The organism is Actinomycetota bacterium, assembly GCA_040905475.1.
Classification (GTDB): Bacteria; Actinomycetota; AC-67; order AC-67; family AC-67; genus DATFGK01.
Map to the genome: position 1 here is coordinate 12,053 of JBBDRM010000070.1, position 23,554 is coordinate 35,606.

Here is a 23,554-nt window from a genome sequence, read left to right on the forward strand (position 1 = left end):
GCTAGAAGAGGTTCCGGATCCGAGTGAACATCTGCTCGAACCACAGGCGGACCGCGGGCGAGATCAACGCCACCATCAGCCAGGTGAGCAGCGCCGCGCCGATCAGCAACATCAGGTCGCGCGTGCGGACGATCGGACGGTAGAGGCGGTTGACGCCCTTCGCATCGACGAGCTTCGGTCCGACCTTCAGCCGCACGAGGAACGTGCTCGCCATTCCCCCACGCCCCTTGTCGAGGAATTCGACCAGGTTCGCGTGCGAGCCCACGGCCACGATGAGGTCTGCGCCTCGCTCGTAGGCGAGCAGCAGCGCGATGTCTTCGCTCGTTCCGCCGCTGGCGAAGACCGCCGCGTCGATGCCGAGCCCGCGAACCCGCTCGTGCCCCGGCGCCCGGCCGTCGGGATAGGCGTGAACGATGACCTCCGCGCCGGAGGTGAGCGCGGCGGTCGAGACCGAATCCATGTCGCCGATGATGATGTCCGGCTTGAGACCTTCGTCGATGAGCGCGTCCGCGGCGCCGTCGACCGCGACGATCACCGGCTTGACGTCCGAGATGTAGCCGCGGAGGGTCTGCAGATCGCGTTTGTAGTCGTAGCCGCGGACCACGACGAGCGCGTGGCGCCCCTCGAAGGCGGTGCGGGTGTCGGGAACCCCGGCGCCGCTGAGGAACAGCTCTCGTTCCTGGGCGAGGTACGTCATCGTATTTCGCGAGAACGCTTCCAGCTCTTCGCCCATGCGCGCGTGAGCGGCCCCCAGCTGCCGGTCTAGCTCCTCACCTTCGAGGAGGATCCCCTTCGCGATCACTTCGTCCACGCGCAGCAGCTCGGTGCCGCGCAGCATCAGCCGCTCCCCTTCCGTGACCGCATCGAGCACGTCGGCGCCGGCGCGATCGACCAGCGGCACGCCGGCGCGCGCGAGGATCGCCGGCCCGGTGTTGGGATAGCGGCCGGTGATCGAGGAGCGGGCGTTCACCACGGCGCCGACGCCGCGCTCGACGAGCCCTTCCGCCGAGACGCGGTCGAGGTCCTCATGGTCGATCACGGCGATCTCGCCGGGTCGGAGGCGGTGGATCAAGTCTTTGGTGCGGCGGTCGACCCGGACGACCGCCTCGACGCCGTCGGGGTCACGGCGGCGCCGCCAGCGGGACTTTCGGGCGCCCGGGCGGACCGCCGTCCGGGCAGGGTCCTTGGCCATCGGTTCAATGGTAGTCGTCTGGGAGGCGGAACTTCTCGCGCACCAGCTGCCAGAAGGGCGAACTGTCGACCTTCGCCAGCCGCAGGCGGCGGCCGGCCGCCCGCACGCGGACGAGTGCGCCGGCCGTGAGCTCGACCGCTTTCCGTCCGTCGATCGAGAGCGAAACGGCGTCGGGGTCCGGAAGGACGGTGATCGTGACGGCCTCGTTGCGGGAAACCACCATCGACCGATCGAAGAGGGTATGCGGAGCGACCGGGGTGACGATCAGACAATCCAGCTGCGGAGAGACGATCGGTCCGTGCGCGGAGAAGGAGTACGCGGTCGAGCCGGTCGGTGTCGCGACGATCAGGCCATCCGCAGCGACCGTGGTGAACATCTCGTCGCCGATCGCGAGCCCGAGCTTGATGAGCCGGCCGGGGATGGTCTTGGACGCGATGATGTCGTTGATCGCGATGAACCGCTCGACGACCTCGCCCCCCTGCTCGACCTCGCCCTCCAGCGTCATGCGCTCTTCGACGTCGAAGCCCTCGTTGATGATGCGGTCCAGGGCCGCCTCGAGCTCGCCGCGCTCGATCTCCGCGAGGAAGCCCAGTCTCCCTAGGTTGACGCCGAGGAGCGGCGCGCCGGTGGGGACGACCATCGCGGCCGCGCGCAGGAGGGTCCCGTCCCCGCCGAGAACGAACACAAGGTCGAGATCCGATCCGAAGCCGGCCTCGTCCACGACGGTCACCGGCTTGCCCAAACGGTCGGTGTCCGGCGCGAGCGCGCAAACCGCTATGCCACGCGACGAGAGCGAAGACGCGAGCCATCGACCTATCGCTTCCGCTTCGGCGCGATCGCCGTGCAGGAAAAGTCCCACGCGCTTCACGGGGCCCGCCTCACCGCGTCGTCGATCGGATCGTCTCCGGCGTCGGTCGCACCCCGACGCAGATGCAGGAAGAACTCCCGGTTCCCGGCCGGGCCGACGAGCGGTGACGCGGTTGCGCCGACGAGCCCGCACCCGGCTGCGCGGAAGGCGGCCGCTACGGAACGCATGGTCTCCGTCCAGACGGCCGGGTCGCGTACGACGCCGCCGCGCTCGACGTTCGCGCGCGCCGCCTCGAACTGCGGCTTCACGAGGAGTACGAGATCAGCGTCGGGGGCGGCCGCTGCGAGCAACGCGTCTCGCACGGTCTTGAGCGAGATGAATGCGAGATCCGCGACGATGATGTCGACGGGGTCTTCTCCGAGCGCGGAGAGGTCCAGCGTGCGGACGTTCGTGCGCTCGATGACGCGGACGCGCTCGTCGTTCCGGATGGTCCAGGCAAGCTCGCCGTAGGCGACGTCGACCGCGATCACGTGCGCGGCGCCCCGTCGGAGCAGGCAGTCGGTGAATCCGCCGGTGGATGCGCCTGCGTCGAGCGCGCGCCGGCCGGCCGGGTCGATACCGAGGGCGTCGAGGGCGTGCTCAAGCTTTGCTCCACCGCGGGAGACGTAGGCAGAGGCCCCGGGCTCAGCCGGGGCATTGCGAGCCGGGCTCACGCTGAGGGGATGTCGTCGAGGGAGGCGCGCAAGCGTGCCTCCAGTGCCTCGAGGGCAGCGGCCCGCTCGGCGGCGGGCAGCTCAGCGATCCGCTCGATCTCGGCCGCGATCGGCTCGTTGCGTTCGTCCATCACGGCCATGATACGCCGAGCGAACTACCGACGAGCCGTGGTGGGTTTCCGGGCCGTTCCGGCTTTGGTGGCCGGCTTGCGCTTCGCCGGCCCGCGGTCGATTGCCTGGCGGATACGGCGTTCTGAGATCTCGAGCGCCTGAACGCGCTGCCGGAGCCGCTCGACCTCTTCTTTGGATGCGAACCCGATGCGCGACACTTGCCTGCGGATCTCTCTGGCGACGAGGTCGGTCAGCTTGCGGCGATTCTCCCGACTCCGGCCGACGATGTCCGAGGCGACCCCGCGGATCTGACCGCCGTCGATGAGCCCGGAGCCCGCCAGTGTTCGCGCGATCTGTTCCGCTCGCTCACGCGGAACTTCGGTCAGGCTCTGCGCCGCTTCGACGTACCGCTTGATCGCGTCCCGGACCATGCGAGCCTCCCTCTGTTTACCGTCCCCGGTGACGGGGAGACGGGAGGATACCAGTGATATCCTGCGCCGGGTGGCGACGCGGGAAGAGGTCGACCGCACGCTCCGCGAGCTTCTCGGAAGGCTCGACGGTGCGGAGTTGAATGATGCGAAGTTGCCCTCCGATTCACGCACGATCCTGTGTGTCATTACCGACCTGGAGCTCACGTACCGCGCCGAGTACTCCAAGGGCCGCATCGGAAAGCTCAAGGCCGTGAAAGCCGGGACCGACGGCGCGGACGTCCGCATCACGCTGTCGAGCGACGAGCTCGTCTCGCTCGCCGAAGGAAGGACTTCACTTCCCATGGCGCTGCTGTTCGGCCGGATCCGCGTGGACGCGCACGCACGAGACCTGTTGCTCCTGCGGCAGCTCTTCTAGCTCATGTTTCCTATCAAGGACGAGAACCCCACTTTCTCGACGCCGATCGTCACGATCCTGCTCATCGCGATCAACGTCGTCGTGTTCATGTTCCAGTTGTCCAAGTCAGGAGAGGAGGTAGAAGAAGCGCGGTTCTTCGTTTGCAATGCGTCGATCCCGTACGAGGTCACCCACGCGGAACGCATCGCGGACGCTCAGAGGCGCGGGGTTGTTTTCGAGGATCGCATCGACAACGCCTTCGCCACGCTGGAACGGCAGTCTTGCCCCGACAAGAACGTGTGGCTGTCGATCGTTCAGTCGATGTTCCTGCACGGCAGCATCCTTCACATCGCCGGCAACATGCTCTTCTTGTGGGTCTTCGGGAACAACGTCGAGGACCGGCTCGGAAAGCTGAAATACATCTTCTTCTATCTGCTTTCAGGGATCGCGGCCACGTACGCGCAGTCATACGTCTTCCCGAGCTCTGCCACTCCGCTCGTCGGCGCGTCCGGCGCGATCGCCGGCATCTTAGGTGCTTATCTGCTCATGTTCCCAAGGGCCAGGATCAAGTCTCTGGTGATCCTGGTGATCTTCATCACCATGATCGAGCTCCCCGCTTCGTTGGTCATCGGACTGTGGTTCGTCCTACAGCTCGTCTCGGGCGTGGGATCGATCACGGCCGACACCGGCGTCGCCTACATGGCGCACATCGGCGGCTTCCTGGCGGGGATGCTCTTACTGCTGGTCTTCCGGCCGAAGCCCGTCGAGCCGGTCGCGTCCCCCTACTGAGCCGCGGCCTCCGGTCGCGGAAGCGTGAGCTTCATCACCGGAGCCGATGCCGGGCATTCGCGCGTTATCTGGCGGTGCATCGCCACGGCCTCGGGAAGCTCTTCGCGCTGGATCGTTCGGAGGCCACATCGGGTGAAGAACGCTTCGGCGTCGGTCGTGACGAGGTAAACCTCGCGCACCCCGGCCCTCGCGACCTGACGCAACGTCGCCGCGACGACGAGCAGTCCAACCCCCGTACCACGTACATCGGAAGCGACGGCGACCGAGCGTAGGAGTGCTGCGTCCCCGAGCGGCTCCCACGCCGACGTCGCGATCACCCGGCGGTCGGCCTGCGCGACGACGGTGCGGCCGACGCGCTCGCGTGCAGCCCCCGCGGGAAGACCGCCTTCGTGAAGGAGCTGAGCGATCGACGGGAGGTCCGGCCCGGTCGCCTGACGCAACTGGGGATGTGGAAGGTCCGACATGACGTCGGACAGGCGCCGAAGCACGAAGTCGGGCCACGCCGGCGCCGTCGCCAGCTCCGGCACACCGGTCGCGCCGGTGAGCACCAGCGCGCTCGGCCACCCCATCGCTTGCGCGGCGAGGACGTCGGTCTCGATCCGGTCGCCGATCATCAGGGCCGGCGGGCCGCCGACCCGTTCCTGCGCGACCTCGAGCATCATCGGCTGCGGTTTGCCGGCTACCATCGGCTGGGCGCCGGTTGCCGTCCGGAGCGCGGACACGATCGCGCCGCAACCCGGCCACAAGCCATCCGGCGCCGGGTACGTCGCGTCGGTGTTCGAGGCGACGAACGTTGCTCCGGCTCGGATCGCGAGCGTCGCACGGCGTAGCTTCTCGTAGGTAAGCTCTCGATCCAAGCCCACGATCACGATCGAGCACGCGGCCGGGTCGGATCCATCGTCGATCCGGACGCCGGCCTCCGCGACCCGCTCGATGAGCCCCGGTCCGCCGATCACGTACGCGGATCGGCCCCGCAGCGCCGGGATCGTGGCGGCCATGAGTCGCGCCACCGCGTCGGCGGACGTGACGACCTCGGCGGCGTCGCCCTGAGCGCCGATGTCCGCGAGCTTCTTCGCGTACGTCTCGGGCGTCTCCGACGAGTTGTTCGTGACGAAGGCGAGACGCTTCCCGGCGTCGCGCAGCGCGCGGATCGTCTCGGGCGCGCCGGCCACGGGCTCGTCGCCGGTCCAGACCACCCCATCGAGGTCGAGGACGAATCGCTGGAAAGCCTGAGCGAGGATCAAGAGGCCCGCGCGATGCGCTCGAGGGCGCGCTGGTAGTTCTCGTCTTCCGGCCGCATCGCGACGGCGAGCTTCGCGTGCCCGCGCGCGGTTGCCATCTGACCCGAACGTTCCAGGCAAAGTGCGAGGCCGAAGTGGGCGTAATCGTTGCTGGGATCGATCTCCAGCGCGGCCTCGAACTCCGCCCGGGCGAGCACGAAACGGCCGGAGCCGTAGTACGCGCGGGCGAGCGCCTCGCGGACCGACCCTTTGTTCGGCTCTTGCGAGCGCGCGTGTTCGAGCACGATCGCGGCTTGGTGGTCTCGGCGCTCGGCGAGGAGAGCCAGACCGTTCTGTAGGAGCTGGTACGCGGACTCTGCGCTCATGCTATATAGGCGGCCGTGGCGGCCATCTCGCCCTTCCGAGGCCTTCGATACGACCTGGACGTGGTCGGCGATCTCGGCACCGTCGCGGCCCCTCCCTACGACGTGATCCCACCCGACGCCCTCGAGCGATTCGAGCAGGCAAGCCCCTACAACGTTGTCCGGCTCATCCTGGGACGCCAGGAGGCCGGTTCGGACCAGTATACGCGGGCCGCGGAGACCCTCGAGGCCTGGATCCGCGACGGGATCCTCGTCCGGGACGACCGCGATCGCCTCACCGTTTACGAGCAGCGTTTCAGCGTAGGCGGCCGTGAGCGTGTGCAGCGAGGAGTCCTCGCCGCGGCCGACATCGAGGACGAGCCGCGTTCGATCTTGCCCCACGAACGCACCATGGCGGCGCCGGTGGAGGATCGTCTCAAGTTGCTCCGCGCGACGCGCGTGAACCTGTCCCCCGTGTTCGCCGTTTACTCCTCCGAGGACGGCGGCGCGCGCGACGTGATCGCGCGAACGGTCGGGACCGAGCCCTGGGCGACGTGGTCGAGCCAGGACGACGAGGTCGCACACCGCGCGTGGCTGCTCGACGATCCGGCCGACATCGAAGCGATCCGTCGCACGCTCGCGAGCGCCGTCGTCGTCATCGCAGACGGGCATCACCGGTACCGCACCGCGCAGGAGTATCGGCGGGAGCGGCGTGCCACCGACGGTCCCGGGCCGTGGGACGCGATGCTCATGCACCTCGTCGATGCGGCCTGGTGCGGGCCCGCGCTGCTCCCGATCCACCGTGCCGTCGATCCCTCCGCCGAGGAGATCCTTTCCCGCGTGGGAGATGCGTTCGGCGTCGAGCCGACGGATGAGACGGATCCCGACGTGCTCGCGTCGCAGCTCGAGCACCGGCGCGAGGCCGGGCGAACGTTCGTGTTGCTCGGCGTGGATCGCGCGTACTGGCTGACCGTGGCGGACAAGGCCGCCGAAGCCGACGCGATGCCGGCCGACCGGCCGGCGGTGTGGCGCGATCTCGACGTGTCGGTGCTCGAGTGGTTCGTCATGCGCCGGTTGCTCGGTGGTGTCCAAGCCCGCTACGTGCATCACCCGAGGGAGGCGGCGGAGCTCGTCGCGAGTGGAGAGGCGGGTGCGGCGATCCTGCTCGCTCCCCCGCCGTTCGAGGCGGTGAAGGCGATCGCCGAAGCGGGGGACGCGATGCCGCCGAAGTCCACCTTCTTCATCCCGAAGCCGCGGACCGGTGTCGTCCTGCGTCCACTCGACTGAGCGGTGCCGGCGGCTGCGCCGGCTCGCCTAGACCGTCAGGTCTTGCGCGCGATCAGCGCCCGCGTGACCGTGCCCGGCAGATGATCGAGGTCGGCCTTCTCGCGCGAGATCTGCGTGTGAGCGGTGTCCGGGGGCGAGTCTCCGATCCACACGACCGCCACCTTGGGATGGGCTCGGCGCAAGGCCCGCACGATGCCGTACGCGTCGGGCGTGGCGGCGTCGATGAGCGCGACGTCGATCGGCGAATCGCCGATCAGCTCCTGCGCACGGGCCAGGGTCGTCGCCATCGCGATGACCTGGACGTCGGCTCCCGCGGCACGGCGGATGCGTCCGCAAGCCTCCTCGTCCGGTCCGATCGCGAGCGCCCAGATCGCGCGGCACATGAACGCGATGATAGTCGTTCCGGCCGGGCTACCCGCGCACGAACTGCCGAGCGAAACGATCCACCCTGCGTGCGAACGGGGCGACGAGGGCCGTTCGGCGGAAGGCGATCCCGAGCGCGATCAGAAGGATCAGCGTGCCCAGAGCGCTCCCCCAGTACGGAGCCGTTCGCCACGCGGGCGCCGTTCGGAGCACGTAGCGAACGACCTGCCGCTGGACGACCCGCGGCGGCGAGAGAAGCGGCCCCACGATCGTCGGCCCTCCGGCTGGCGGTCCGGCGACCGGCGGCACGACGATCGACGTTCCCGGCGAGCCGCCTTCGCCGCCCTCCCCCGAACCCGTTCCGCCCAGATCGACAGAGGCGACCCGCCCCGAGGCGCAGGCGCCGCCGAGCATGAGGCCGCCTCCGGCGGCGTTACCGGCGATCGGGATCGGCAGGGTGAGCTCACCGTTGCCGCGCGCGAACAGGCGCAGCCCTCCCGCGTCGGCCACGAGATCACTGGCGGGGTCGCCGCATCCGGCCGTCGCGGCCACGGCCTGGAGCTGAACCACACACCCGACGCACCCGCTGAAGTTGCCGATGTCGACGGCCGGCAAGCCCGGTCCGAGGTCGCCGGCCGTGACATCCTGCGCTGCGCCGGAGCCGCGCACCCCTACGATCACGGTCTGCGCCTCACGCGTGGTGACTTTGCCGTCGACCGAGCGGACGACCGTCGCCGTCTTTCGGACCTGCTCGATCGCGAGCGCGCAGCCACCCGGTCCCGGCAGGAAGCAGACGTCGCCGAGCGACCACGTGGCTTTCGAGATGATGCGCCCGTCCTTCTCGAGGACCGTCGCTGCGGTCGACTCTGCAGCGCCGATGTGCACCAGATCGGCGACCTTCAGCCCGACCACGATCGCATCGGATGATTGTGATGGAGCGTCGGTCGCGGAAGCGCGGAACGAGCCGCCCTCGACGATGCCGCCGGTGGCCGCCTTCACCGCTTCGAGGCAGGCCGCCTGACCTTGGCACGCGCCGCTCGCGAGGAGATCGTCCTCGGCGGATGGTCCGATCGACGAGGTCGCCGGGTAACGCGACTGCGCGAAACCGGGGAACCGTCCGCCCCCGCACGGAAGCGTGGGCGCCGGCGGGGCGGGGATGTGTCCCTGGGTGAGGGTGTCCAGCGCCTCGCCGCTGATGAGTTGCCCGACCAGCCAATCGGAGACGAACTCGAGGCCCTCCCGGACCCGTTCGGCGTTCTTCTCCGGCGTGCACTCCTCGGGAGGCTTGAACAGCGCGGTCTCGGCGATGCCGAAGTTGTACCAAGAGGCTTGGCCGTCGGCTTCTGGGGGCGGCGTGGTCAGGTACGCGTCGGCGTAGGACCCGAAGTAGAAGTGAAGGGGCGACGCGCCGCCCTGATCTGCGCTGGCGCGCAACGTGAACGCCTGCGCGACCGCCTCGCCGACCAGCTCCTCGTCCGTCGCCGCACTCGCGACTTCCCCCATGCCGGCCACGAACAGGAACGCGATCGCGAGAGCCGCGACGACGCGCTTCGCGCCGCTCACAGCGCCGCCTTCGTAGCTCCGGCAAGGAAGACCGAGCGCAACAGATCCCCGCGCTCGCGCAGATCGTCTGCGGCACCTTCGAATCGCACTTCGCCCTTCTCCAAGAAGTAGGCGCGATCGGAGAACGAGAGAGCAAGGTCGACGTTCTGCTCGACGACCACCACGGTCACCCCGCGTCGGTTCATGTGCTGCACGATCTCGAGCAGCTGCTCGACGATGATCGGCGCGAGCCCGAGTGAGAGCTCGTCGATCATCATCAGCTTCGGGCGGGCGATGAATGCCCTCGCGAGCAAGAGCTGCTGCTGCTGGCCGCCGGAGAGCGTGCCCGCGAGCTGCGAGCGCCGGTCGGCGAGCCAAGGGAAGGTCTCGATGACGTGCTCGATCTCCGTCGCGGCGGTGCGCCGGTCGCGGCCGTGGATCGCGGCGGCCAGTTTCAGGTTCTCGGCCACGGTGAGGCCCGGGAACGCTCCGCGGCCGCCGGGCACCTGCACGACGCCCCGGCGAACGATCTCATGGGACGAGAGACGGTCGATGCGCTCGCCGGCGAGGGTGATGCGGCCCGTGTCGATCGGCAAGATCCCAGAGATCGCTTTCAGCAAGGTGGACTTCCCGGCGCCGTTGACGCCGAGCAGCGCGACGACCTCGCCCTCGCGCACTTCGAACGTCACGCCGTAGAGCGTCTGGACGCGCCCGTAGAAGACGTCGATGCCGTCGATGCGGAGCAGCGCGTCGCCGGCCTCAGCCGTCACCGTTGGTCTCCTTGTGCAGTGCTTCGGCGGCCTTCGAGCCGAGGTAGGCCTCGACGACCCGAGCGTCTTTCTGGATCTCGGCCGGCGTTCCCTCCGCGATCACCCGTCCGAGATCGAGGCAATACATCCGGTCCGACAAGCTCATCACGAGCGGCATGTCGTGCTCGATGAGCAGGATTGTCGCACCGAGCGTCTCGCGGATCCGACGGAGGAGCGGACCGAGGGCCTCGGTCTCGCGCTGGGCGATGCCCGACGCCGGCTCGTCGAGCAGGATCATGCGAGGCGTCAGCATCAGCAGACACGCGAGCTCGGTCATGCGCAACGTTCCGAACGAGAGCGCACCGGTTTGGACCGCGGCGTACGGCCGGAGGTCGACGACCTCCATCACCTCTTCCACCCGTTCGCGCGCCCGCTTCTCGGCCCGCGTGGCGCGCGGGAGCCGTACCGTGTTCGCGACGATGCCCCCACGCATGTGTGCATGGAAAGCGACGAGCAAGTTCTCGAGAACGCTGAGTGACGGGTACAGGCGCGCGTTCTGGAAGCTGCGCCCGATCCCCCGCGCGGCCCGCTCGTAGGGAAGCAGCGGCAGGATGTCCTCGCCGTCGAAAAGGACGCGACCCCGCTCGGGCTCGATGAACCCCGAGATCGCGTTGAAGAGCGTGGACTTGCCGGCTCCGTTGGGCCCGATGAGTCCGACGATCTCCCCTCGCTCGACGTGAAGGTCGACGTCGGAGTTCGCCTGGAGCCCGCCGAAGCGGATCGTGAGGTTCTCGACCGCGAAGAAGCTCACGGCGCGACCCCCGCCGACGGCGGCGCGGCGCGCCGGGCTCGGATGCGATCGCGCGCGTCCGAGATCCACGCCACCAACCCCTGGGGCCGGTAGAGCATCGTCAGCAGCACGACGACGCCGAAGATCGAGATCGCGATGTTGACCCCGTTCGGGCTGCCGGCGAGCAGCCGTCGGACGAGCACGATCCAGGCGGTGCCGCCGATGACCGGCCCCCAGATCGACCGCACCCCTCCGACGATCGTGAAGAACACGATCGTGAGCGAGAACTCCAGGCCGAAGAGCGGACGCTGCCCGCCGGTCGGTACGGTCTCGAGCCAATGTCCGTACAGCGCTCCGGCGAAGCCGGCGATCGCTCCGGAGAGCGCGAAGGCCAGCAGCTTGTACTTCGCCACGTTGATGCCCCACGCTTGGGCCGCGTCCTCGTTGTCGCGGACGGCGTAGCACGCGCGAGCGGTCCGGCTGCGAGACAGGTTGCGCACGGCCAGCAGCGCGATCGCCACCAGGACGAAGACCAGGACGTAGTAGGCCTTGTCGGAGGAGAAGTCGATCCCGCCGAGGGTGGGGCGCGGCGCTTCCACGACGCGCTCGGGGCCGATGAGCCATTTCTGGCTGAACACGAACTCTTCGATGACGTTCGCGAAAACGAGCGTCATGATCGCCAGGTACAACCCTCGCAGCCGGAGGGCGACCATCCCGATCGCGAGCGCCGCCGGAACGACGAGCAGCGCGGCGAGCGGCGCGGCACCCCAGAAGGGCGTGTCGAGTCCGGTCACGAGCCGGCCCGACACGTACGCACCGAGCCCGACGAAGCTCGCCGGCATCAGCGAGAGCTGCCCGACGAATCCCGTCAGCACGACGACCGAGAGTCCCATGAGAGCGTAGATGAGCGCGAGGGACAGCACCGCGTTCCAGGTTCCGTCGAGCAGCAGCGGCGGCAGCGCTGCCGCGGCAGCGATCGCGACCCCCACGCCGGCCACTCGCCGCCCGCGACCCGACGGCACGGCGTAACCCGGCTCCCGGGCGACGGCGACCTCGTCCGGCACTTGCTCGATCATGGCTGGCGTTGCGCTCATCACCCAGCCTCCTGCAAGGCGCGCAGCTCTTGGTCGAGAGCGAAGAAGCGCTCCACGCGGGCGAGCAGCAACACCGCGACCGCGAGCCCCGCGGCGACGCCCGACAGTTGCTCGAGCGGCGTCGCCTTGAGCCCCTCCTGCACCGCGCCGAGCGTGAAGCCGCCGATGAGCGCCGCCGGCAGGCTGACGAACCCACCGACGACGGCCGCGACGAACCCGCGCACCATGAACCCACCCATCGAGTACACGGTCAGGGCGGCGAGCGGGATGACCATGACACCGGCGAGCGCGGCAAGACCGCCGCCGATCGCCCACGAGGTCGCCGCGACGCGCTTCTCTCGGACGCCGAGCATCTTCGCGGCAACCCGGTTCTGCGCGGTCGCTCGGAGCGCGATACCGAACGTGGTGTAACGCAACAGCGCCATGAGGCCCGCTCCGGCAGCCAGGGTCACGAGGATCGTTCCGATCTCTTGATAGCCGAGCCCGATCGCCCCGCTCCGATCCGCGCCCTCGGGGAACTGCTGCGGGACGCGCGTCTGCGTCGCGTTGCGCCAGATGAACGCGGCCGCGCCCTGGAGCACGCCGGCCACCGCCAGGCTGGCGATCACCTTCGCGAGCAACCCGGACCCCTGCATGCGCGTGAAGATCGTGAGGTACACACCGGCGCCGAGCAGCGCCCCGAACGCAACCGCCAGCAACGTCGCCACGATGACGGGCATCCCGGTGAAGGAGCGGGTGATCTCGAAGTAGATGTAGGTCGAGAACATCGCCATGGAACCGTGGGCGAAGTTGAGGACCCCCGACGACTTGTAGATCATCACGACCCCGAGCCCGAGCAGGGCGAAGACCGCGCCCAGCGAAACCCCGTTGAGCAGGTCCTGGGCGAACAAGGTCCAGGAGAACGCGGCGCCCAGCGTCATCTCAATACCCCCACCCGCACGGGGAGGGGATCGACCCCGGCGGCGTCGCGGTCGCCGAGAGGTTCTTCGAGACGCGGTAGAAGCGGTTGTTGCAGATCTGAAGCATCGTCGTTTCCGCGATCCCGAGATGATCCGTGCGTGACGTGCTGATCCTCGCGGCGACGCCGGTGTCGAAGTTTCGGAGGTTCGTCAACACGTCCATGAGCCCGCGACGCGTCAGGTCGGCGCCGAGCCGGCCCGCCGCGTACTCGAACCCCATCATCCCGACCCAGCCCCCGAGCGTCTGCGCATCGTCGGTCGAATCCGGGTAGTAGCGGTCCATCGCCTGGTGGTACTGGCGCATCTGCGGCGTGAGGTCCTCGGCCCAGCCCCAGCCGTTGTTGTCGGTGAACCCGCCGTCGCACGCGCTCCCGCAGTTGTCGGTGGCTGCCTTGCCCCACGCCGATTTCGCGACCCACGGCACCTTCCAGCCCTGACGCTTCGCGGCCTGCATCCCGAAGACCATCGTGATGTTCGACGCGCTGAGCACGCCGCACGCGTCGGCGTCGCGCATCGCGGACACGTAGGAGTCCATCCGTGTGACGGTCTCTTCCTCGGCGGCCACGGCCTGGCGCGACACGACCTCATGACCGGCGCCGAACGACTCCCAGATCTTCTCGAACTCCTGTGCGCGCCGCTCGTCTTGCGCTGAATCGAGATACACGGTCGCGACCTTCCACGGGTTCTGCGCACACGCGCCGGGAAGCTGGTTCGCGGCCTTCCACTCGGTCATCGCCTTCTTCAGCCAGTTGGCGAAGACGCGGACGCCGTCGCCGTTGCGCACGGTGAAGTACACGTTCCACGGCGTCTGCCCGGATCCCCAGACCTGCGACTCGCTGCCCACCCCCGACCATCCCTGGATGAGCGGCACGCGCTTCTCGTTCAGGTACTTCAGCGCTGAGGAGAACGCATACGTGTTCATGTAGGTGTTGACGATCGCGAACACGTGCTTCTGCTCGACGAGCGCCTTCGCCGCGAGCTTGTTCTCGTCTTCGCAGTTGATGCACGCGGTCTGAAGAAGGAGCTCGACCTTCCGCCCGTTTATGCCGCCCCTCGCGTTGAGCGCATTCACGTACGCCTGGGTCGTCCGGTAGAGCGGGCGGCCGAGCTGTGCGGCGGGCCCGTCCATCGGCTGGATCGTTCCGATGCGTATGGTGCCTGCGGTCACGCCCTCATCGCTCGCGTAGTTCGCTTTCCCCGGGTTCGCCGGATCCTGCTGCCCCGGCTGGAAGACGGTCGTCGGACCGGAGCCCGGAGTCCCCGGCGTCGCGGGGATCGTCTGGCCCGGCGAGATGGGCGTCGGCGGAAGGGTTTCGAGCGCGGTCGACCGCAACGCCACGCGCTCGGGTTTGAAAAGGGCGCACGAAGGGAGCGCGAGGCCCAGAGCCGTCGCGACCATGAGAGCCCGGAACGTCCGCGAGACCGGACGAGATGTGATCATTGAGGCGTCATCTCCTCGAAGAAGGTGATTCTACGCGGAGGGCGCACCCCCCTCTGAATGGGGTGCCCTGGGGGAGAGCGGAAAGGGCTAAACGGGAGGCAGCGGCCGCCAGGCCGGGGACCCTGAGTAGTGCCCGGTCGGAGTCAAGCGTCTGCTTGCGGTTCCGTCCGGGCGCATCACGAAGATGTCCGGAGCGTCGCCGAGATATCCCTCGAACGCGATCCATCGGCCGTCCGGCGACCAGCGCGGCGTGTACTCGAACATCTCGCTCCGCGTAAGGCGCCGCGCATCGGAGCCGTCCGCCTCGATCACCCAAATGTCGGCGTTCCCGTCCGAGAAGCCTGCATAGACGATGCGCGCTCCGTCGGGCGACCAGTCCGGTGAAGCTTCGTCGTCGCCGAAGGTAAGCCGGCGCACGCCGGAGCCGTCCTGAGCCATCAGATAGACATGCGAGTCGACACCGCCGCGGTCCGACGAGAAGGCGATCGTGCCGGAGCCGACCGGCGACCAAACAGGAGCCGCGTCGAAAGCCTCGTCGCTGGTGAGGCGCCGAAGGTCCGTTCCGTCCGGCCGCACCGTGTATATCTCCCAGTTCCCGTCGCGGCGGGACGAGAACGCGATCCTGCTGCCGTCCGGCGACCACGACGGCGCTCCTTCCGGTTCACCCGGAGAGGCCGCCACGACGTGAGGGTTCGACCCGTCGTGATCGGCGATGTAGAGATCCTCGACTCCGTCGTCGGACGCCGCCACGAACGCGAGGCGCCTTCCGTCGGGCGAGTACCGTGGGAAACCAACGGACCGAGGGATCGGAACCGGTAGGAGACGGATGCGGCCGCCACCGGCATCCATCGTGAAGATCCCGTAGCCGGTGTCGTCGCGGCCCTGGAAGACGAGCAACCCGCTCGCCTTCTCGACCCGATCGCGAAGCAAGCCAGGCCGGACGAGCACGGCCAGCGACCCGGCCAGAACAACGCTGATCGCCACGATGAGGAACCGGACCGTCGCGGATACGGCCCTTCCGGCAGATCCTCCGCTTCCTGGTGACGAATTATCCAGTGATGCACCCCTTGTCCCAGATGCGCAAGATGGGGGGTGGCCTCGTAGAATACCGGTCTGTTTCGCAGGAGTAACGAGCGCCTCAGCCGAATCGTTCAATCTAGGGAGGGGACGCCTTGCCGTGCTTTCGAGCGGGCTCCGACAAGAGGTGTTCTCTGCAGGGAATCTAAGGAGGTCCGGATGACGCGCACGGCTCCTCGAAAAGTTCGGTTCGGGATCCTCTTCGCGGCGCTGCTGATGGTCGGCACCGCCTGCTCGATCGAGGCACCCGACGTTATCCTCAGCGGCGGTTCGAACACCGGCGGCGTGCCGGGCGTTCCCGGCGTTCCCGGGGCCTCCTTGCCGCCGGGCGCTCAGCCCGGAGCGCTGCCGGGAGCGCAGCCCGGAGCGCTGCCGGGAGCCCAGCCCGGTTCCCCGCCGAACGCATCCGACACGTCCTGCGTCGGCCAGGCGACGGCGACTGGCGTGACCGGAACCTCTATCAAGGTCGGCGGTACGTTCGCAGCCTCCGGTCCCGTCTCCAACATCTCCGGCCCGATCCTCAAGGGCGTGCAGGCGTACTTCAACGAGACGAACGCGAAGGGTGGTATCAACGGACGCAAGATCAACCTCGTGTGGGAAGACGACGGCTGGGACGCTCAGAAGGGCAAGGCGCTCATCAAGAAGCTCGTCGAGCAGGACAAGGTGTTCCTCCTCACGGTCGTGCCTTCCTCGAACGGACTCGACGCGTCGCGCTCCTACCTCGAGCAGAAGGGCGTGCCGGTCTTCGGCACCTCCGGCTTGATCGAGAGCCAGTTCCGCAGCGAGATGCAGTGGCCCGTCGGAACCAGCACCCGCAGCGCGTCGCGGCTCGGGCTACTCGATATGAAGGCGCGCAACGTCACGAACAGCGCCATCATCTGGCTCGATCTGCTGGCCGGGAAAGAGGCTCGTGACGCGTTCTACGATGCCATCCCAGACATCTTCGGAAAGAAGGCAGAGGACTTCGTTACGGCGGAGCGACAGGTGAGCCTCTCCGAGGCGAGCTTCGGTCCCGTCTGGGCATCGATCAAGAGCCAGACGGGCAAATGGCAGAGCGCGCATGGCCAGCCGGTGACCCAGATCCCCGACTTCGTGACGCTGGCGATCGACCCCACGAACGCCGACAAGGCGCTCAAGGCCGCTGCCGACATCGGCTTCAGGCCGAAGATCGGCTGGGGCGGCGGCGCGCCGCTGTTCTTGAGTGTCGTAGCCCAGAACTCGTGGGCCCGCGAGACTGGCTTGCTGGCCGGGACCTCGTACTTCCCGCCGCTGCCCGAGTACAACGGCCACGCGGCCGTCCAGTCCTACCGGCAGACGCTGGCGAAGTATTACGGTTCGGGTATCGACGCGCTGAATCCGTACCTCGAGGGCGGATACGCCGGCGCAGCGCTCACGGTCGAGATCCTGCGACGGGCTGGCTCCTGTCTGACCCGGGACAAGGTGATCGCGGCGGCCAACAGCCTGTCCGGGTATTCGGCCGCGGGGTTAACGCAGCCGATGACCTACACCTCGAAGAGTCACTACGGGAACATCTCCGGCCTCATCGTCCAGGTGCAGAAGAACGGCACGTGGAAGGTCGCTCGCGACTGGCTGAAAGATCCGTCCCCGGGTGAATGACGTGGGCGTCCGCTTGGAGGTGAGCGACCGATGAAGCTCTATCTGGAGCTGGTCATCCTCGGGCTTCCGATCGCGGGATTGTTCGCCCTACTCGCCACCGGCGTGGTCATGATCTATCGGGCGTCGCGCATCCTCACTCTGGCTCAAGGCGGCGTTGCGATGTTCACCGCGTACATCCTGTATCAGCTCAACCACCAGCCGGCTGCCAACACCGAGGAGAAGGGCTTCGGCCTCCCGCTCATCATCGCGTTGCCGCTCGCACTCCTCTTCGCCGCAGCGCTCGGCTACGTGATCGAGCGGTTCCTCCTGAGGCCGCTTCGAGACCGGCCGGTACTCGTCTCGGTGATCATGACGGTCGGGGTGCTGGCGCTCCTGACCGGACTCGCGGGCATCATCTGGGGTTACGACAAGCAAACTGCTCCGGAGATCACTCCCACGGGGGTCGTGACCCTCGGGGGCATCACCGTACCGGTCAACCAGCTGTTCATCCTCGCCGCCACGGCTGTGATCATGTTCGCCGTTCTGTATCTCTTCAAGTACACGACCCTAGGCATCGCCATGCGGGCCGTCGCGGACGACCGGAAGGCCGCGCTCCTCATGGGCATCCCAGCGGACCGCGTTTCTGCGCTCACATGGGTTCTGGGCTCCCTGCTCGCAGGGATGGCCGGCATCCTCATGTCGCCGATCGTCGCGCTGCATCCGCTAATCCTCACGCTCCTTTCGATCCCCGCCTACGCGGCGGCGCTCTTCGGCGGCTTGACGAACCTCGGACGCATGGTGATCGGCGCCCTGCTCGTCGGGGTCCTCTACTCGGTGATGCCGGATGTCCCGCGGATCGGGGACATCATCCCGGGGACGCGCGAGTTGGCGATCTTCGGCTTCGTCATCGTGTTCATGTTCGTCACCGGGAAGTCGACTCAGCTGCAAGAGGAGGAGATCTAGTGCTCCGCCGCTCACGGACCTTGCGCTGGCTCCTCGTGCTGGGGATCGTTCTCTTTCCCTGGGTCCTGCCTTCCAACTGGGCGAACATGGGCGTCGCCGCTGCGATCCTCGTGCTCGCGCTCCTCTCGGTGGTCATCCTCACCGGTTGGGTCGGCCAGATCTCGCTCGCACAGGCCGCACTCATGGGTGTGGGCGCTTTCTCTGCTGCGCAGGCGACGAACCACCTGTCGATCGAGTTCCCGTTCCACGCGATCATCGCCGGCGCCGCGGCGGCGACCATGGCGCTCGCGATCGGCTTCTTCGCGCTCCGGATCCGAGGTCTCTACCTCGCGATCGCGACGCTCACTTTCCAGTGGGCTATCGAGGCGAGCTTCCTCCTATGGGAGCCTTTCTCCGGCGGCTTCCAGGGGGTCGGCATCGACCCCCTCAAGATCGGAAGCTGGGATTTCAGCGACGACCGACTGATGTTCTACCTGGCATGGTCCACGGCGATCGTCCTCATCCTCATGACCGCGAACCTGCGTGACTCCAAGGTGGGCAGAGCGTGGTTCGCGATCCGTTCGAGCGAGGTCGCCGCCAAGACGTTGGGCGTCAACGTGATGAGCTATAAGCTACTCGCCTTCGCAACGAGCGGCTTCATCATCGGTGTCGCCGGGTCGCTGCGCCTCAACTTCGTCACGACCGCAACGCCGCTTGACTACTCCTTCCTGCGCTCGATCGTGTTTCTCGCCGTCGCGGTGCTCGGAGGCATCGGCGCCATCGGAGGAGCCGTACTCGGCGGCATCGTCTACACGTTCACCGACTCGTACGTCTTTGCACAAGACTGGTTTGGAGACTTTTTCCGCGGCAAGATCGAGATCCTCGCTGCCATCCTTCTCATCGTGACGGTCCTCCAGAACCCGGCCGGCATGATCGGGATCCGCGAAGAATTGCGGGAGAAACGCGCCGCCCGCCATGCGCGGAAAGAACGCGCCGCGGGACGCACGATCGTCATCGACACCTCCGGAGCTGCCGGATCATTGGCCGATTCCGAAACGACCACGGCCACGCCGTCGGAAGAGCTCGTCGGCGTCGCCGCAGGGCCACCCGACTCAGACTCACCCCCGGTTTCTGGGGGCCAGGATGGCGCGGGTGGGGTGACCCGCCGCTTGGCTTCCTACGCCGCGGCACGGGGTGATCGAACGCAGCGCGTCGACGCGACGCCGATGCTCGAGGTTCGAGACGTCACGATCCGGTTCGGCGGCGTCGTCGCGAACGATGGCGTGTCCTACGAGGTCCGTCCCGGCGAGATCTGCGGGCTCATCGGCCCCAACGGCGCCGGGAAAACGACCAACTTCAACGCGATCAACGGGTTGATCGAGCCGAACTCCGGATCCGTTCGGTTCATGGGGCGCGACATCACGGGAGCGGCGGTGCACGAGCGCGCCGAGCTCGGGATGGCCCGCACGTTCCAGCTCATGCGCCTCTTCCCGCGCCTGACCGTGCTGGACAACCTGATGGTCGGGACGCATCTGAAGAACGAGACGGGTTTCGTATCCAGCCTGCTCATGCTGGATCGCGGCCGCAAAGAGGACGCACGGGCCAAAGAGCAGGCCGAAGAGATCATGGCCATGCTCGGCATCTCCCAGTATGCGGACGCCAAGGTCGCGGGGCTGCCGTTCGGTGTCCTGCGGCTGGTTGAGCTCGGCCGCGCGCTCGTCACCCAGCCGCGGCTGCTGCTGCTCGACGAGCCCGCGTCCGGATTGGACGTGTCCGAGACCGACGCCTTCGCAGAGATCCTGTTCAAGGTCCGCGACGAGATGGGCCACACGATCTTCATCATCGAGCACGACATGCGCCTCGTGATGACGATCTGCGACTACCTGTACGTGCTGGAGTTCGGGCGCAACCTCGCAGAGGGCTTCCCCAAGGAGATCCAGAACGACAAGGCCGTCATCGCCGCATACCTCGGGGAGGAGTCCGTTGCTTGAGGTGAAGGGCATCGACGTCTACTACGGCCACATCCAGGCGCTGCGCGACGTGAGCCTCCACGTCGACGAGGGCGAGATGGTTGCGCTCGTGGGCGCGAACGGAGCCGGGAAGACCACAACGCTTCGGACGATCTCGGCGCTGCTGCGACCCGTAACCGGAACGGTGACCCTCGACGGGAAGCGCATCGACCGGATGCGCCCGGAGGACATCGTTGGGCTCGGCGTATCGCATCTTCCCGAAGGACGAGGGATGTTCCCCAACCTCACCGTCGAGGAGAACCTCAAGATGGGGTTCTACACCAAGCGCAGCAACCGGAAGATGTGGAAGGAAGGCATGGAACGCGTCACGACGCTGTTCCCTCGCCTCAAGGAACGGATGCATCAGGCGGCCGGAACGATGTCCGGCGGCGAGCAGCAGATGCTGGCGCTTTCGCGCGCGCTGCTCCCCAACCCGCGACTCTTGATGATCGACGAGCTCTCGCTCGGTCTGGCCCCCGTCGTGGTGCAGCAGCTGTTCCAGATGCTCTCCGAGGTCAACAAGCAAGGAACGACCGTCCTGCTGGTCGAGCAATACGTGAACCAGGCGCTCCGTCTCGCGCATCGCGCGTACGTGCTCGAGAAGGGCGCCGTGAAGATCGAAGGCAGCGCCAAGACCCTGCTCGAGTCGAGCGATCTCGTCCAGGCGTCTTACATGGGCGGACACTGATGAGGAGGCTTCCCCGATGGGCCCGATGACCCGAGGACGAAAGCTCGACAAGCGTAGGGTTACGAAGCTCGCCGCGGTCGGCATGGTCGCTATGTTCGCCTGGAGCTTCATCGCGGCACCCGCCTCGATCAGCCAGACCGAGCCAGCCGCAGAGCCGGACGAGGTCATCGCGTACTCGACGTTCGCCGAAGCGGCTCCCATTTCGAGCTACCTCGATCATAGGTCGCCGGTGCCGGCACCAGCCTTCGGGCTGGCGATGGCTCACTCGCTCACCGAGGTGAACCAGCCGTCGCAGGCGTCGGCGCTGGCGTGGCTGACCGACTTCGGGATAGCGAATGGGCTCCACGGCACGACGACCGGCTCGGCGGTACCGACGGAAGCAACCGCTCGCCAGCCGGGCGGCGCGCCGACCGCCGAGTTCCGCGCCGCGGGTGGTCCGATCGGCGAGGAGGAGTTCGGAAGGTTCGCCGCCGGTGTCGCCCGAGCAAGTGCGACGCAGGCAGGATCTCCGCGTGGGTTCGCAAACTCATATCTCGGCAACCTGGTGCTATTCCCGTCCGCCGGGACGCCTCCCGAGCCGCCGGGCACATACGACCCTGACGACACATTCCCCGGCGGTCCCGGGCTCGACCCGACACCCGACCCAGGCCCGCGGAACCAGATGGCGATCCTCTCGGTCGGCTCGATCGCGAGCACCTCGGAGTCGATCCGCAACGGCGAGACGGTGACGTCGATCGGCGTTGCCGAGCTCCAAGGGATCAACATCGGCAACCGGACGTCGGACGGCCGCTGCACGAACTGCTTCGTTATCGACGCGATCCGGGTGGAGACGTTCGCGCAGACGAACGGAACCAAGTCGAAAGCCGGGTACCGAGTGATGCTCGGCCGCGCGTGCCGCCGCACTCTCGTGACGGCGCAGCCCCCGTACGCCGCGATCACCGGCGAGGAGGAGGGTCTCCCGAAGGAGGAGGACCAGTGCCTCGGTCCGGAGTTCCCCGAGCCGTACACGTTCGACGGGAGCGACGAACGGATCGCGGAGTTCAACGAGTTCTTCGGAAAGCCGCTTGTGCTGGAAGGCGTTGAGTGCCCGGGCACCGCAGCTCCGTGCACCATCGCGATCAGGATCACCGCAGGTGAGATCGGGAACGCAGATCCACGCCGGCCCGAACGGACGGTGAACCCGCCCGACTCGGCATGTCGCAACTACGCCTACCCCGACCCCGACCCGAAGGCGAAGCCGATCGAGGATTGCCAGGACCTTCCTGAGAGCATCCGGCCGAAGACGGGTCCCGATCAGGACAGCGGGCAAGAGGCGAAGGCGGTGGCCGAGGGGATAGACATCGAGATCCTGACCCTGACCGGGACGCAGCTCATCCCGCAAGACGAGAATCTGGACGGTTGCTTCGGTTTGATCGATCAGGCTGGGGTGATCCCCGACCCCGGGTTGCCGGCCCAGGTGAATGATCTGAAGAATCTCCTTGTCAACTGCCCGGTCACCGGCCTCCGGCAGATCCGGGAGGTTAACCTGACGCTCGGCGTCGCGCAGTCCGCGGCGATCGCGCGTCCGAACATCCCGGTCGAAGCACCGCCAACCGATGGTGGCGGTCCTATCGATGGCGGACCGATCATCGGTGGCCCGATCGATGGCGGACCGATCATCGGTGGCCCGATCGACGGTGGGGCGGGTCCCGTCACGGTCGTCGGCGGCGGCGGCCTCGGCTCCGGGGCGTACGCACTCAGGATCGACTGGTCCTCGTTCAAGATCCGGCCGTGGGCGGCTGGTGACATGGCGAAGGCGATCTTGTCCGGAGGCATCCTCGCGACCATGGTCTGGCTGATCCGCAGACGGTTACGTTTCGGCGCGGGTTAGAGACTCGAAAGAGTGGCGAAGGCCGGCCCCGCGGGGCCGGCCTCTCGTTTGAGTACACTGCGCGCCGATGCCGAGGACGTTGAAGCTCGACGGCGATATCGTCGCGATCGATTGCGAGATGGCCGGCATGAACGACCTCGTCGCCGCCTACGTGGTGCCGGGAGAGACCGTCGCCGTGATCGAGACCGGCCCCGCGACCGTCGCTCGCACGTTGACCAAAGGGCTGGCGTCGCTCGGGATCGGGGCGGAGGACGTGGGCTACTTCGTCGGCTCGCACATCCATCTCGATCACGCCGGCGCGGCCGGTGACCTCGTCGACGTCTTCCCGAAAGCGACGATCGTGGTGCACAGCGAAGGCGCTCGGCACATGGTCGATCCCGCGAAGTTGATGAAGAGCGCCTACCGCGTCTTCGGATCGCGCCTGGACGAGCTCTTCGGGCCCCTCAAACCGGTGCCGTCCGACCGGCTGCTCGCGGTCGATGACGGCGACCGCATCGATCTGGGACGCGGCCGCTTGCTCGAGATCCTGTACGCGCCCGGCCACGCGCGGCATCACATCGCGGTGCAAGACACCGACACCGGAGTGCTGTTCGTCGGCGACTCGATGGGCGTGTATCTGCCGGAGGCCGGCGTCATCCGGCCGGCGACTCCCCCACCCGACTTCGACCTCCCGCTCGCCTTGCAGTCCCTCGACCGATACCGCGCGCTCGATCCGGCGGGTCTGTACCTGACGCACTTCGGCCCGGCGCCGGCCGATCGAGACCTGCTCGCGGAGGCGCGCGAGAAGCTCGTGCGATTCGGCGAGATCATCGAGGAAGCGATGCACGAGTCGGAGGATCTCGACTTCCTGACCGAGCGTCTCATGGAGAAGACCCGCGACGAATACGCCAAGGTGTGGGCCGATCCGACGTTGACCGCCAAGTTCGAGTCGCTGAACGCGTTCAAGAGCTCGGCCGCGGGATATCTGCGCTACTTCCAAACGAGGAACGGCTGAGAAAGTTCGAGGCCGGTCCGAAGACCGGCCTCGAGAATAGTGTCCCGGCGGCGACCTACTCTCCCACCCCGTTACCAGGGCAGTACCATCGGCGCTGGAGGGCTTAACTTCCGGGTTCGGGATGGGACCGGGT

Annotated in this window: 24 protein-coding genes and 1 rRNA gene; 9 read left to right on the top strand and 16 right to left on the bottom strand. The window is 67.6% G+C overall.

Going from position 1 to position 23,554, the window contains the following annotated elements; all coding sequences use genetic code 11:
• Position 1: 1 nt before the first annotated feature.
• Genes steA through WEB06_06990 form a run of 5 tightly spaced genes read right to left on the bottom strand, consistent with a single transcriptional unit; the run spans position 2 to position 3,255 of the window.
• Positions 2-1,192 carry a putative cytokinetic ring protein SteA gene (steA, locus tag WEB06_06970; GenBank protein MEX2555354.1) on the bottom strand — a complete coding sequence of 397 codons (1,191 nt, stop codon included), beginning with the start codon at positions 1,190-1,192 and terminating at the stop codon, positions 2-4.
• A 4-nt stretch (positions 1,193-1,196) separates the two neighbouring features.
• Positions 1,197-2,060: an NAD(+)/NADH kinase gene (locus WEB06_06975; GenBank protein ID MEX2555355.1), complete on the bottom strand. Its 864-nt coding sequence runs from the start codon at positions 2,058-2,060 to the stop codon at positions 1,197-1,199.
• Positions 2,057-2,713: a TlyA family RNA methyltransferase gene (locus WEB06_06980; protein MEX2555356.1), complete on the bottom strand. Its 657-nt coding sequence runs from the start codon at positions 2,711-2,713 to the stop codon at positions 2,057-2,059. Before WEB06_06980 ends, WEB06_06975 begins: the two co-directional genes overlap by 4 nt.
• Positions 2,710-2,844: a hypothetical protein gene (locus WEB06_06985; protein ID MEX2555357.1), complete on the bottom strand. Its 135-nt coding sequence runs from the start codon at positions 2,842-2,844 to the stop codon at positions 2,710-2,712. The genes WEB06_06980 and WEB06_06985 overlap by 4 nt, the downstream gene beginning before the upstream one ends.
• Before the next feature lie 24 nt (positions 2,845-2,868).
• Positions 2,869-3,255, bottom strand: coding sequence for a hypothetical protein (locus WEB06_06990; GenBank protein MEX2555358.1), 387 nt, complete (start codon positions 3,253-3,255; stop codon positions 2,869-2,871).
• 70 nt (positions 3,256-3,325) lie between these two features.
• Here WEB06_06990 and WEB06_06995 point away from each other — a divergent pair, with 70 nt between their 5' ends.
• Positions 3,326-3,670, top strand: a complete 345-nt coding sequence (locus tag WEB06_06995) for an SCP2 sterol-binding domain-containing protein (protein MEX2555359.1) — start codon at positions 3,326-3,328, stop codon at positions 3,668-3,670.
• 3 nt (positions 3,671-3,673) lie between these two features.
• The gene (locus WEB06_07000; protein ID MEX2555360.1) at positions 3,674-4,438 is read left to right on the top strand and encodes a rhomboid family intramembrane serine protease; all 765 of its coding nucleotides are present in this window, start codon (positions 3,674-3,676) and stop codon (positions 4,436-4,438) included.
• Here WEB06_07000 and WEB06_07005 read toward each other — a convergent pair.
• Both WEB06_07005 and WEB06_07010 read right to left on the bottom strand, forming a co-directional pair.
• Positions 4,432-5,682 carry an HAD-IIA family hydrolase gene (locus WEB06_07005; GenBank protein ID MEX2555361.1) on the bottom strand — a complete coding sequence of 417 codons (1,251 nt, stop codon included), beginning with the start codon at positions 5,680-5,682 and terminating at the stop codon, positions 4,432-4,434. The genes WEB06_07000 and WEB06_07005 overlap by 7 nt on opposite strands.
• On the bottom strand, positions 5,679-6,044 hold the full coding sequence (locus WEB06_07010) for a tetratricopeptide repeat protein (protein ID MEX2555362.1): 366 nt from the start codon (positions 6,042-6,044) through the stop codon (positions 5,679-5,681). The genes WEB06_07005 and WEB06_07010 overlap by 4 nt, the downstream gene beginning before the upstream one ends.
• Positions 6,045-6,059: 15 nt before the next feature.
• Here WEB06_07010 and WEB06_07015 point away from each other — a divergent pair, with 15 nt between their 5' ends.
• Entirely contained in the window at positions 6,060-7,307 is a 1,248-nt protein-coding gene (locus tag WEB06_07015) for a DUF1015 domain-containing protein (GenBank protein MEX2555363.1), read from the top strand.
• 35 nt (positions 7,308-7,342) lie between these two features.
• Here the strand turns inward: WEB06_07015 and WEB06_07020 are convergent, their stop codons facing one another.
• The 8 genes from WEB06_07020 to WEB06_07055 all read right to left on the bottom strand — a co-directional run bounded on the left by WEB06_07020 (position 7,343) and on the right by WEB06_07055 (position 15,229).
• The gene (locus WEB06_07020) at positions 7,343-7,690 is read right to left on the bottom strand and encodes a hypothetical protein (GenBank protein MEX2555364.1); all 348 of its coding nucleotides are present in this window, start codon (positions 7,688-7,690) and stop codon (positions 7,343-7,345) included.
• 28 nt (positions 7,691-7,718) lie between these two features.
• Positions 7,719-9,233 carry a hypothetical protein gene (locus WEB06_07025; GenBank protein ID MEX2555365.1) on the bottom strand — a complete coding sequence of 505 codons (1,515 nt, stop codon included), beginning with the start codon at positions 9,231-9,233 and terminating at the stop codon, positions 7,719-7,721.
• Positions 9,230-9,982, bottom strand: a complete 753-nt coding sequence (locus tag WEB06_07030) for an ABC transporter ATP-binding protein (GenBank protein MEX2555366.1) — start codon at positions 9,980-9,982, stop codon at positions 9,230-9,232. Before WEB06_07030 ends, WEB06_07025 begins: the two co-directional genes overlap by 4 nt.
• Positions 9,972-10,772: an ABC transporter ATP-binding protein gene (locus WEB06_07035; protein MEX2555367.1), complete on the bottom strand. Its 801-nt coding sequence runs from the start codon at positions 10,770-10,772 to the stop codon at positions 9,972-9,974. Before WEB06_07035 ends, WEB06_07030 begins: the two co-directional genes overlap by 11 nt.
• Positions 10,769-11,845 (bottom strand): branched-chain amino acid ABC transporter permease, encoded by a 1,077-nt coding sequence (locus WEB06_07040; protein ID MEX2555368.1) that lies wholly within the window; start codon positions 11,843-11,845, stop codon positions 10,769-10,771. Before WEB06_07040 ends, WEB06_07035 begins: the two co-directional genes overlap by 4 nt.
• The gene (locus WEB06_07045) at positions 11,845-12,765 is read right to left on the bottom strand and encodes a branched-chain amino acid ABC transporter permease (protein MEX2555369.1); all 921 of its coding nucleotides are present in this window, start codon (positions 12,763-12,765) and stop codon (positions 11,845-11,847) included. Before WEB06_07045 ends, WEB06_07040 begins: the two co-directional genes overlap by 1 nt.
• 1 nt (position 12,766) lies before the next feature.
• Positions 12,767-14,245 (bottom strand): ABC transporter substrate-binding protein, encoded by a 1,479-nt coding sequence (locus tag WEB06_07050; protein ID MEX2555370.1) that lies wholly within the window; start codon positions 14,243-14,245, stop codon positions 12,767-12,769.
• A gap of 87 nt (positions 14,246-14,332) precedes the next feature.
• The gene (locus WEB06_07055) at positions 14,333-15,229 is read right to left on the bottom strand and encodes a hypothetical protein (GenBank protein ID MEX2555371.1); all 897 of its coding nucleotides are present in this window, start codon (positions 15,227-15,229) and stop codon (positions 14,333-14,335) included.
• Between the two features lie 252 nt (positions 15,230-15,481).
• Between WEB06_07055 and WEB06_07060 the strand changes: the two genes are divergently transcribed.
• The 6 genes from WEB06_07060 to WEB06_07085 all read left to right on the top strand — a co-directional run bounded on the left by WEB06_07060 (position 15,482) and on the right by WEB06_07085 (position 23,421).
• Positions 15,482-16,939: an ABC transporter substrate-binding protein gene (locus WEB06_07060; protein ID MEX2555372.1), complete on the top strand. Its 1,458-nt coding sequence runs from the start codon at positions 15,482-15,484 to the stop codon at positions 16,937-16,939.
• 30 nt (positions 16,940-16,969) lie between these two features.
• On the top strand, positions 16,970-17,881 hold the full coding sequence (locus tag WEB06_07065; GenBank protein ID MEX2555373.1) for a branched-chain amino acid ABC transporter permease: 912 nt from the start codon (positions 16,970-16,972) through the stop codon (positions 17,879-17,881).
• The gene (locus WEB06_07070; protein MEX2555374.1) at positions 17,881-19,851 is read left to right on the top strand and encodes a branched-chain amino acid ABC transporter ATP-binding protein/permease; all 1,971 of its coding nucleotides are present in this window, start codon (positions 17,881-17,883) and stop codon (positions 19,849-19,851) included. The genes WEB06_07065 and WEB06_07070 overlap by 1 nt, the downstream gene beginning before the upstream one ends.
• A 1-nt stretch (position 19,852) precedes the next feature.
• The gene (locus tag WEB06_07075) at positions 19,853-20,557 is read left to right on the top strand and encodes an ABC transporter ATP-binding protein (GenBank protein ID MEX2555375.1); all 705 of its coding nucleotides are present in this window, start codon (positions 19,853-19,855) and stop codon (positions 20,555-20,557) included.
• A 16-nt stretch (positions 20,558-20,573) separates the two neighbouring features.
• Positions 20,574-22,427: a hypothetical protein gene (locus tag WEB06_07080; GenBank protein ID MEX2555376.1), complete on the top strand. Its 1,854-nt coding sequence runs from the start codon at positions 20,574-20,576 to the stop codon at positions 22,425-22,427.
• A 67-nt stretch (positions 22,428-22,494) separates the two neighbouring features.
• Positions 22,495-23,421, top strand: coding sequence for an MBL fold metallo-hydrolase (locus tag WEB06_07085; GenBank protein MEX2555377.1), 927 nt, complete (start codon positions 22,495-22,497; stop codon positions 23,419-23,421).
• Between the two features lie 42 nt (positions 23,422-23,463).
• Here the strand turns inward: WEB06_07085 and rrf are convergent.
• Positions 23,464-23,554: ribosomal RNA gene (gene rrf / locus WEB06_07090) — 5S ribosomal RNA — on the bottom strand; the annotation flags it as partial.

Excerpts from the sequence above, each read along its gene's own strand:
- steA (MEX2555354.1), bottom strand. The coding sequence starts at position 1,192 with ATGGCCAAGGACCCTGCCCGGACGGCGGTCCGCCCGGGCGCCCGAAAG.
- WEB06_06985 (MEX2555357.1), bottom strand. The coding sequence starts at position 2,844 with ATGGACGAACGCAACGAGCCGATCGCGGCCGAGATCGAGCGGATCGCT.
- WEB06_06990 (MEX2555358.1), bottom strand. The coding sequence starts at position 3,255 with ATGGTCCGGGACGCGATCAAGCGGTACGTCGAAGCGGCGCAGAGCCTG.
- WEB06_07000 (MEX2555360.1), top strand. The coding sequence starts at position 3,674 with ATGTTTCCTATCAAGGACGAGAACCCCACTTTCTCGACGCCGATCGTC.
- WEB06_07010 (MEX2555362.1), bottom strand. The coding sequence starts at position 6,044 with ATGAGCGCAGAGTCCGCGTACCAGCTCCTACAGAACGGTCTGGCTCTC.
- WEB06_07020 (MEX2555364.1), bottom strand. The coding sequence starts at position 7,690 with ATGTGCCGCGCGATCTGGGCGCTCGCGATCGGACCGGACGAGGAGGCT.
- WEB06_07040 (MEX2555368.1), bottom strand. The coding sequence starts at position 11,845 with ATGAGCGCAACGCCAGCCATGATCGAGCAAGTGCCGGACGAGGTCGCC.
- WEB06_07045 (MEX2555369.1), bottom strand. The coding sequence starts at position 12,765 with ATGACGCTGGGCGCCGCGTTCTCCTGGACCTTGTTCGCCCAGGACCTG.
- WEB06_07050 (MEX2555370.1), bottom strand. The coding sequence starts at position 14,245 with ATGATCACATCTCGTCCGGTCTCGCGGACGTTCCGGGCTCTCATGGTC.
- WEB06_07060 (MEX2555372.1), top strand. The coding sequence starts at position 15,482 with ATGACGCGCACGGCTCCTCGAAAAGTTCGGTTCGGGATCCTCTTCGCG.
- WEB06_07065 (MEX2555373.1), top strand. The coding sequence starts at position 16,970 with ATGAAGCTCTATCTGGAGCTGGTCATCCTCGGGCTTCCGATCGCGGGA.
- WEB06_07080 (MEX2555376.1), top strand. The coding sequence starts at position 20,574 with ATGGGCCCGATGACCCGAGGACGAAAGCTCGACAAGCGTAGGGTTACG.
- WEB06_07085 (MEX2555377.1), top strand. The coding sequence starts at position 22,495 with ATGCCGAGGACGTTGAAGCTCGACGGCGATATCGTCGCGATCGATTGC.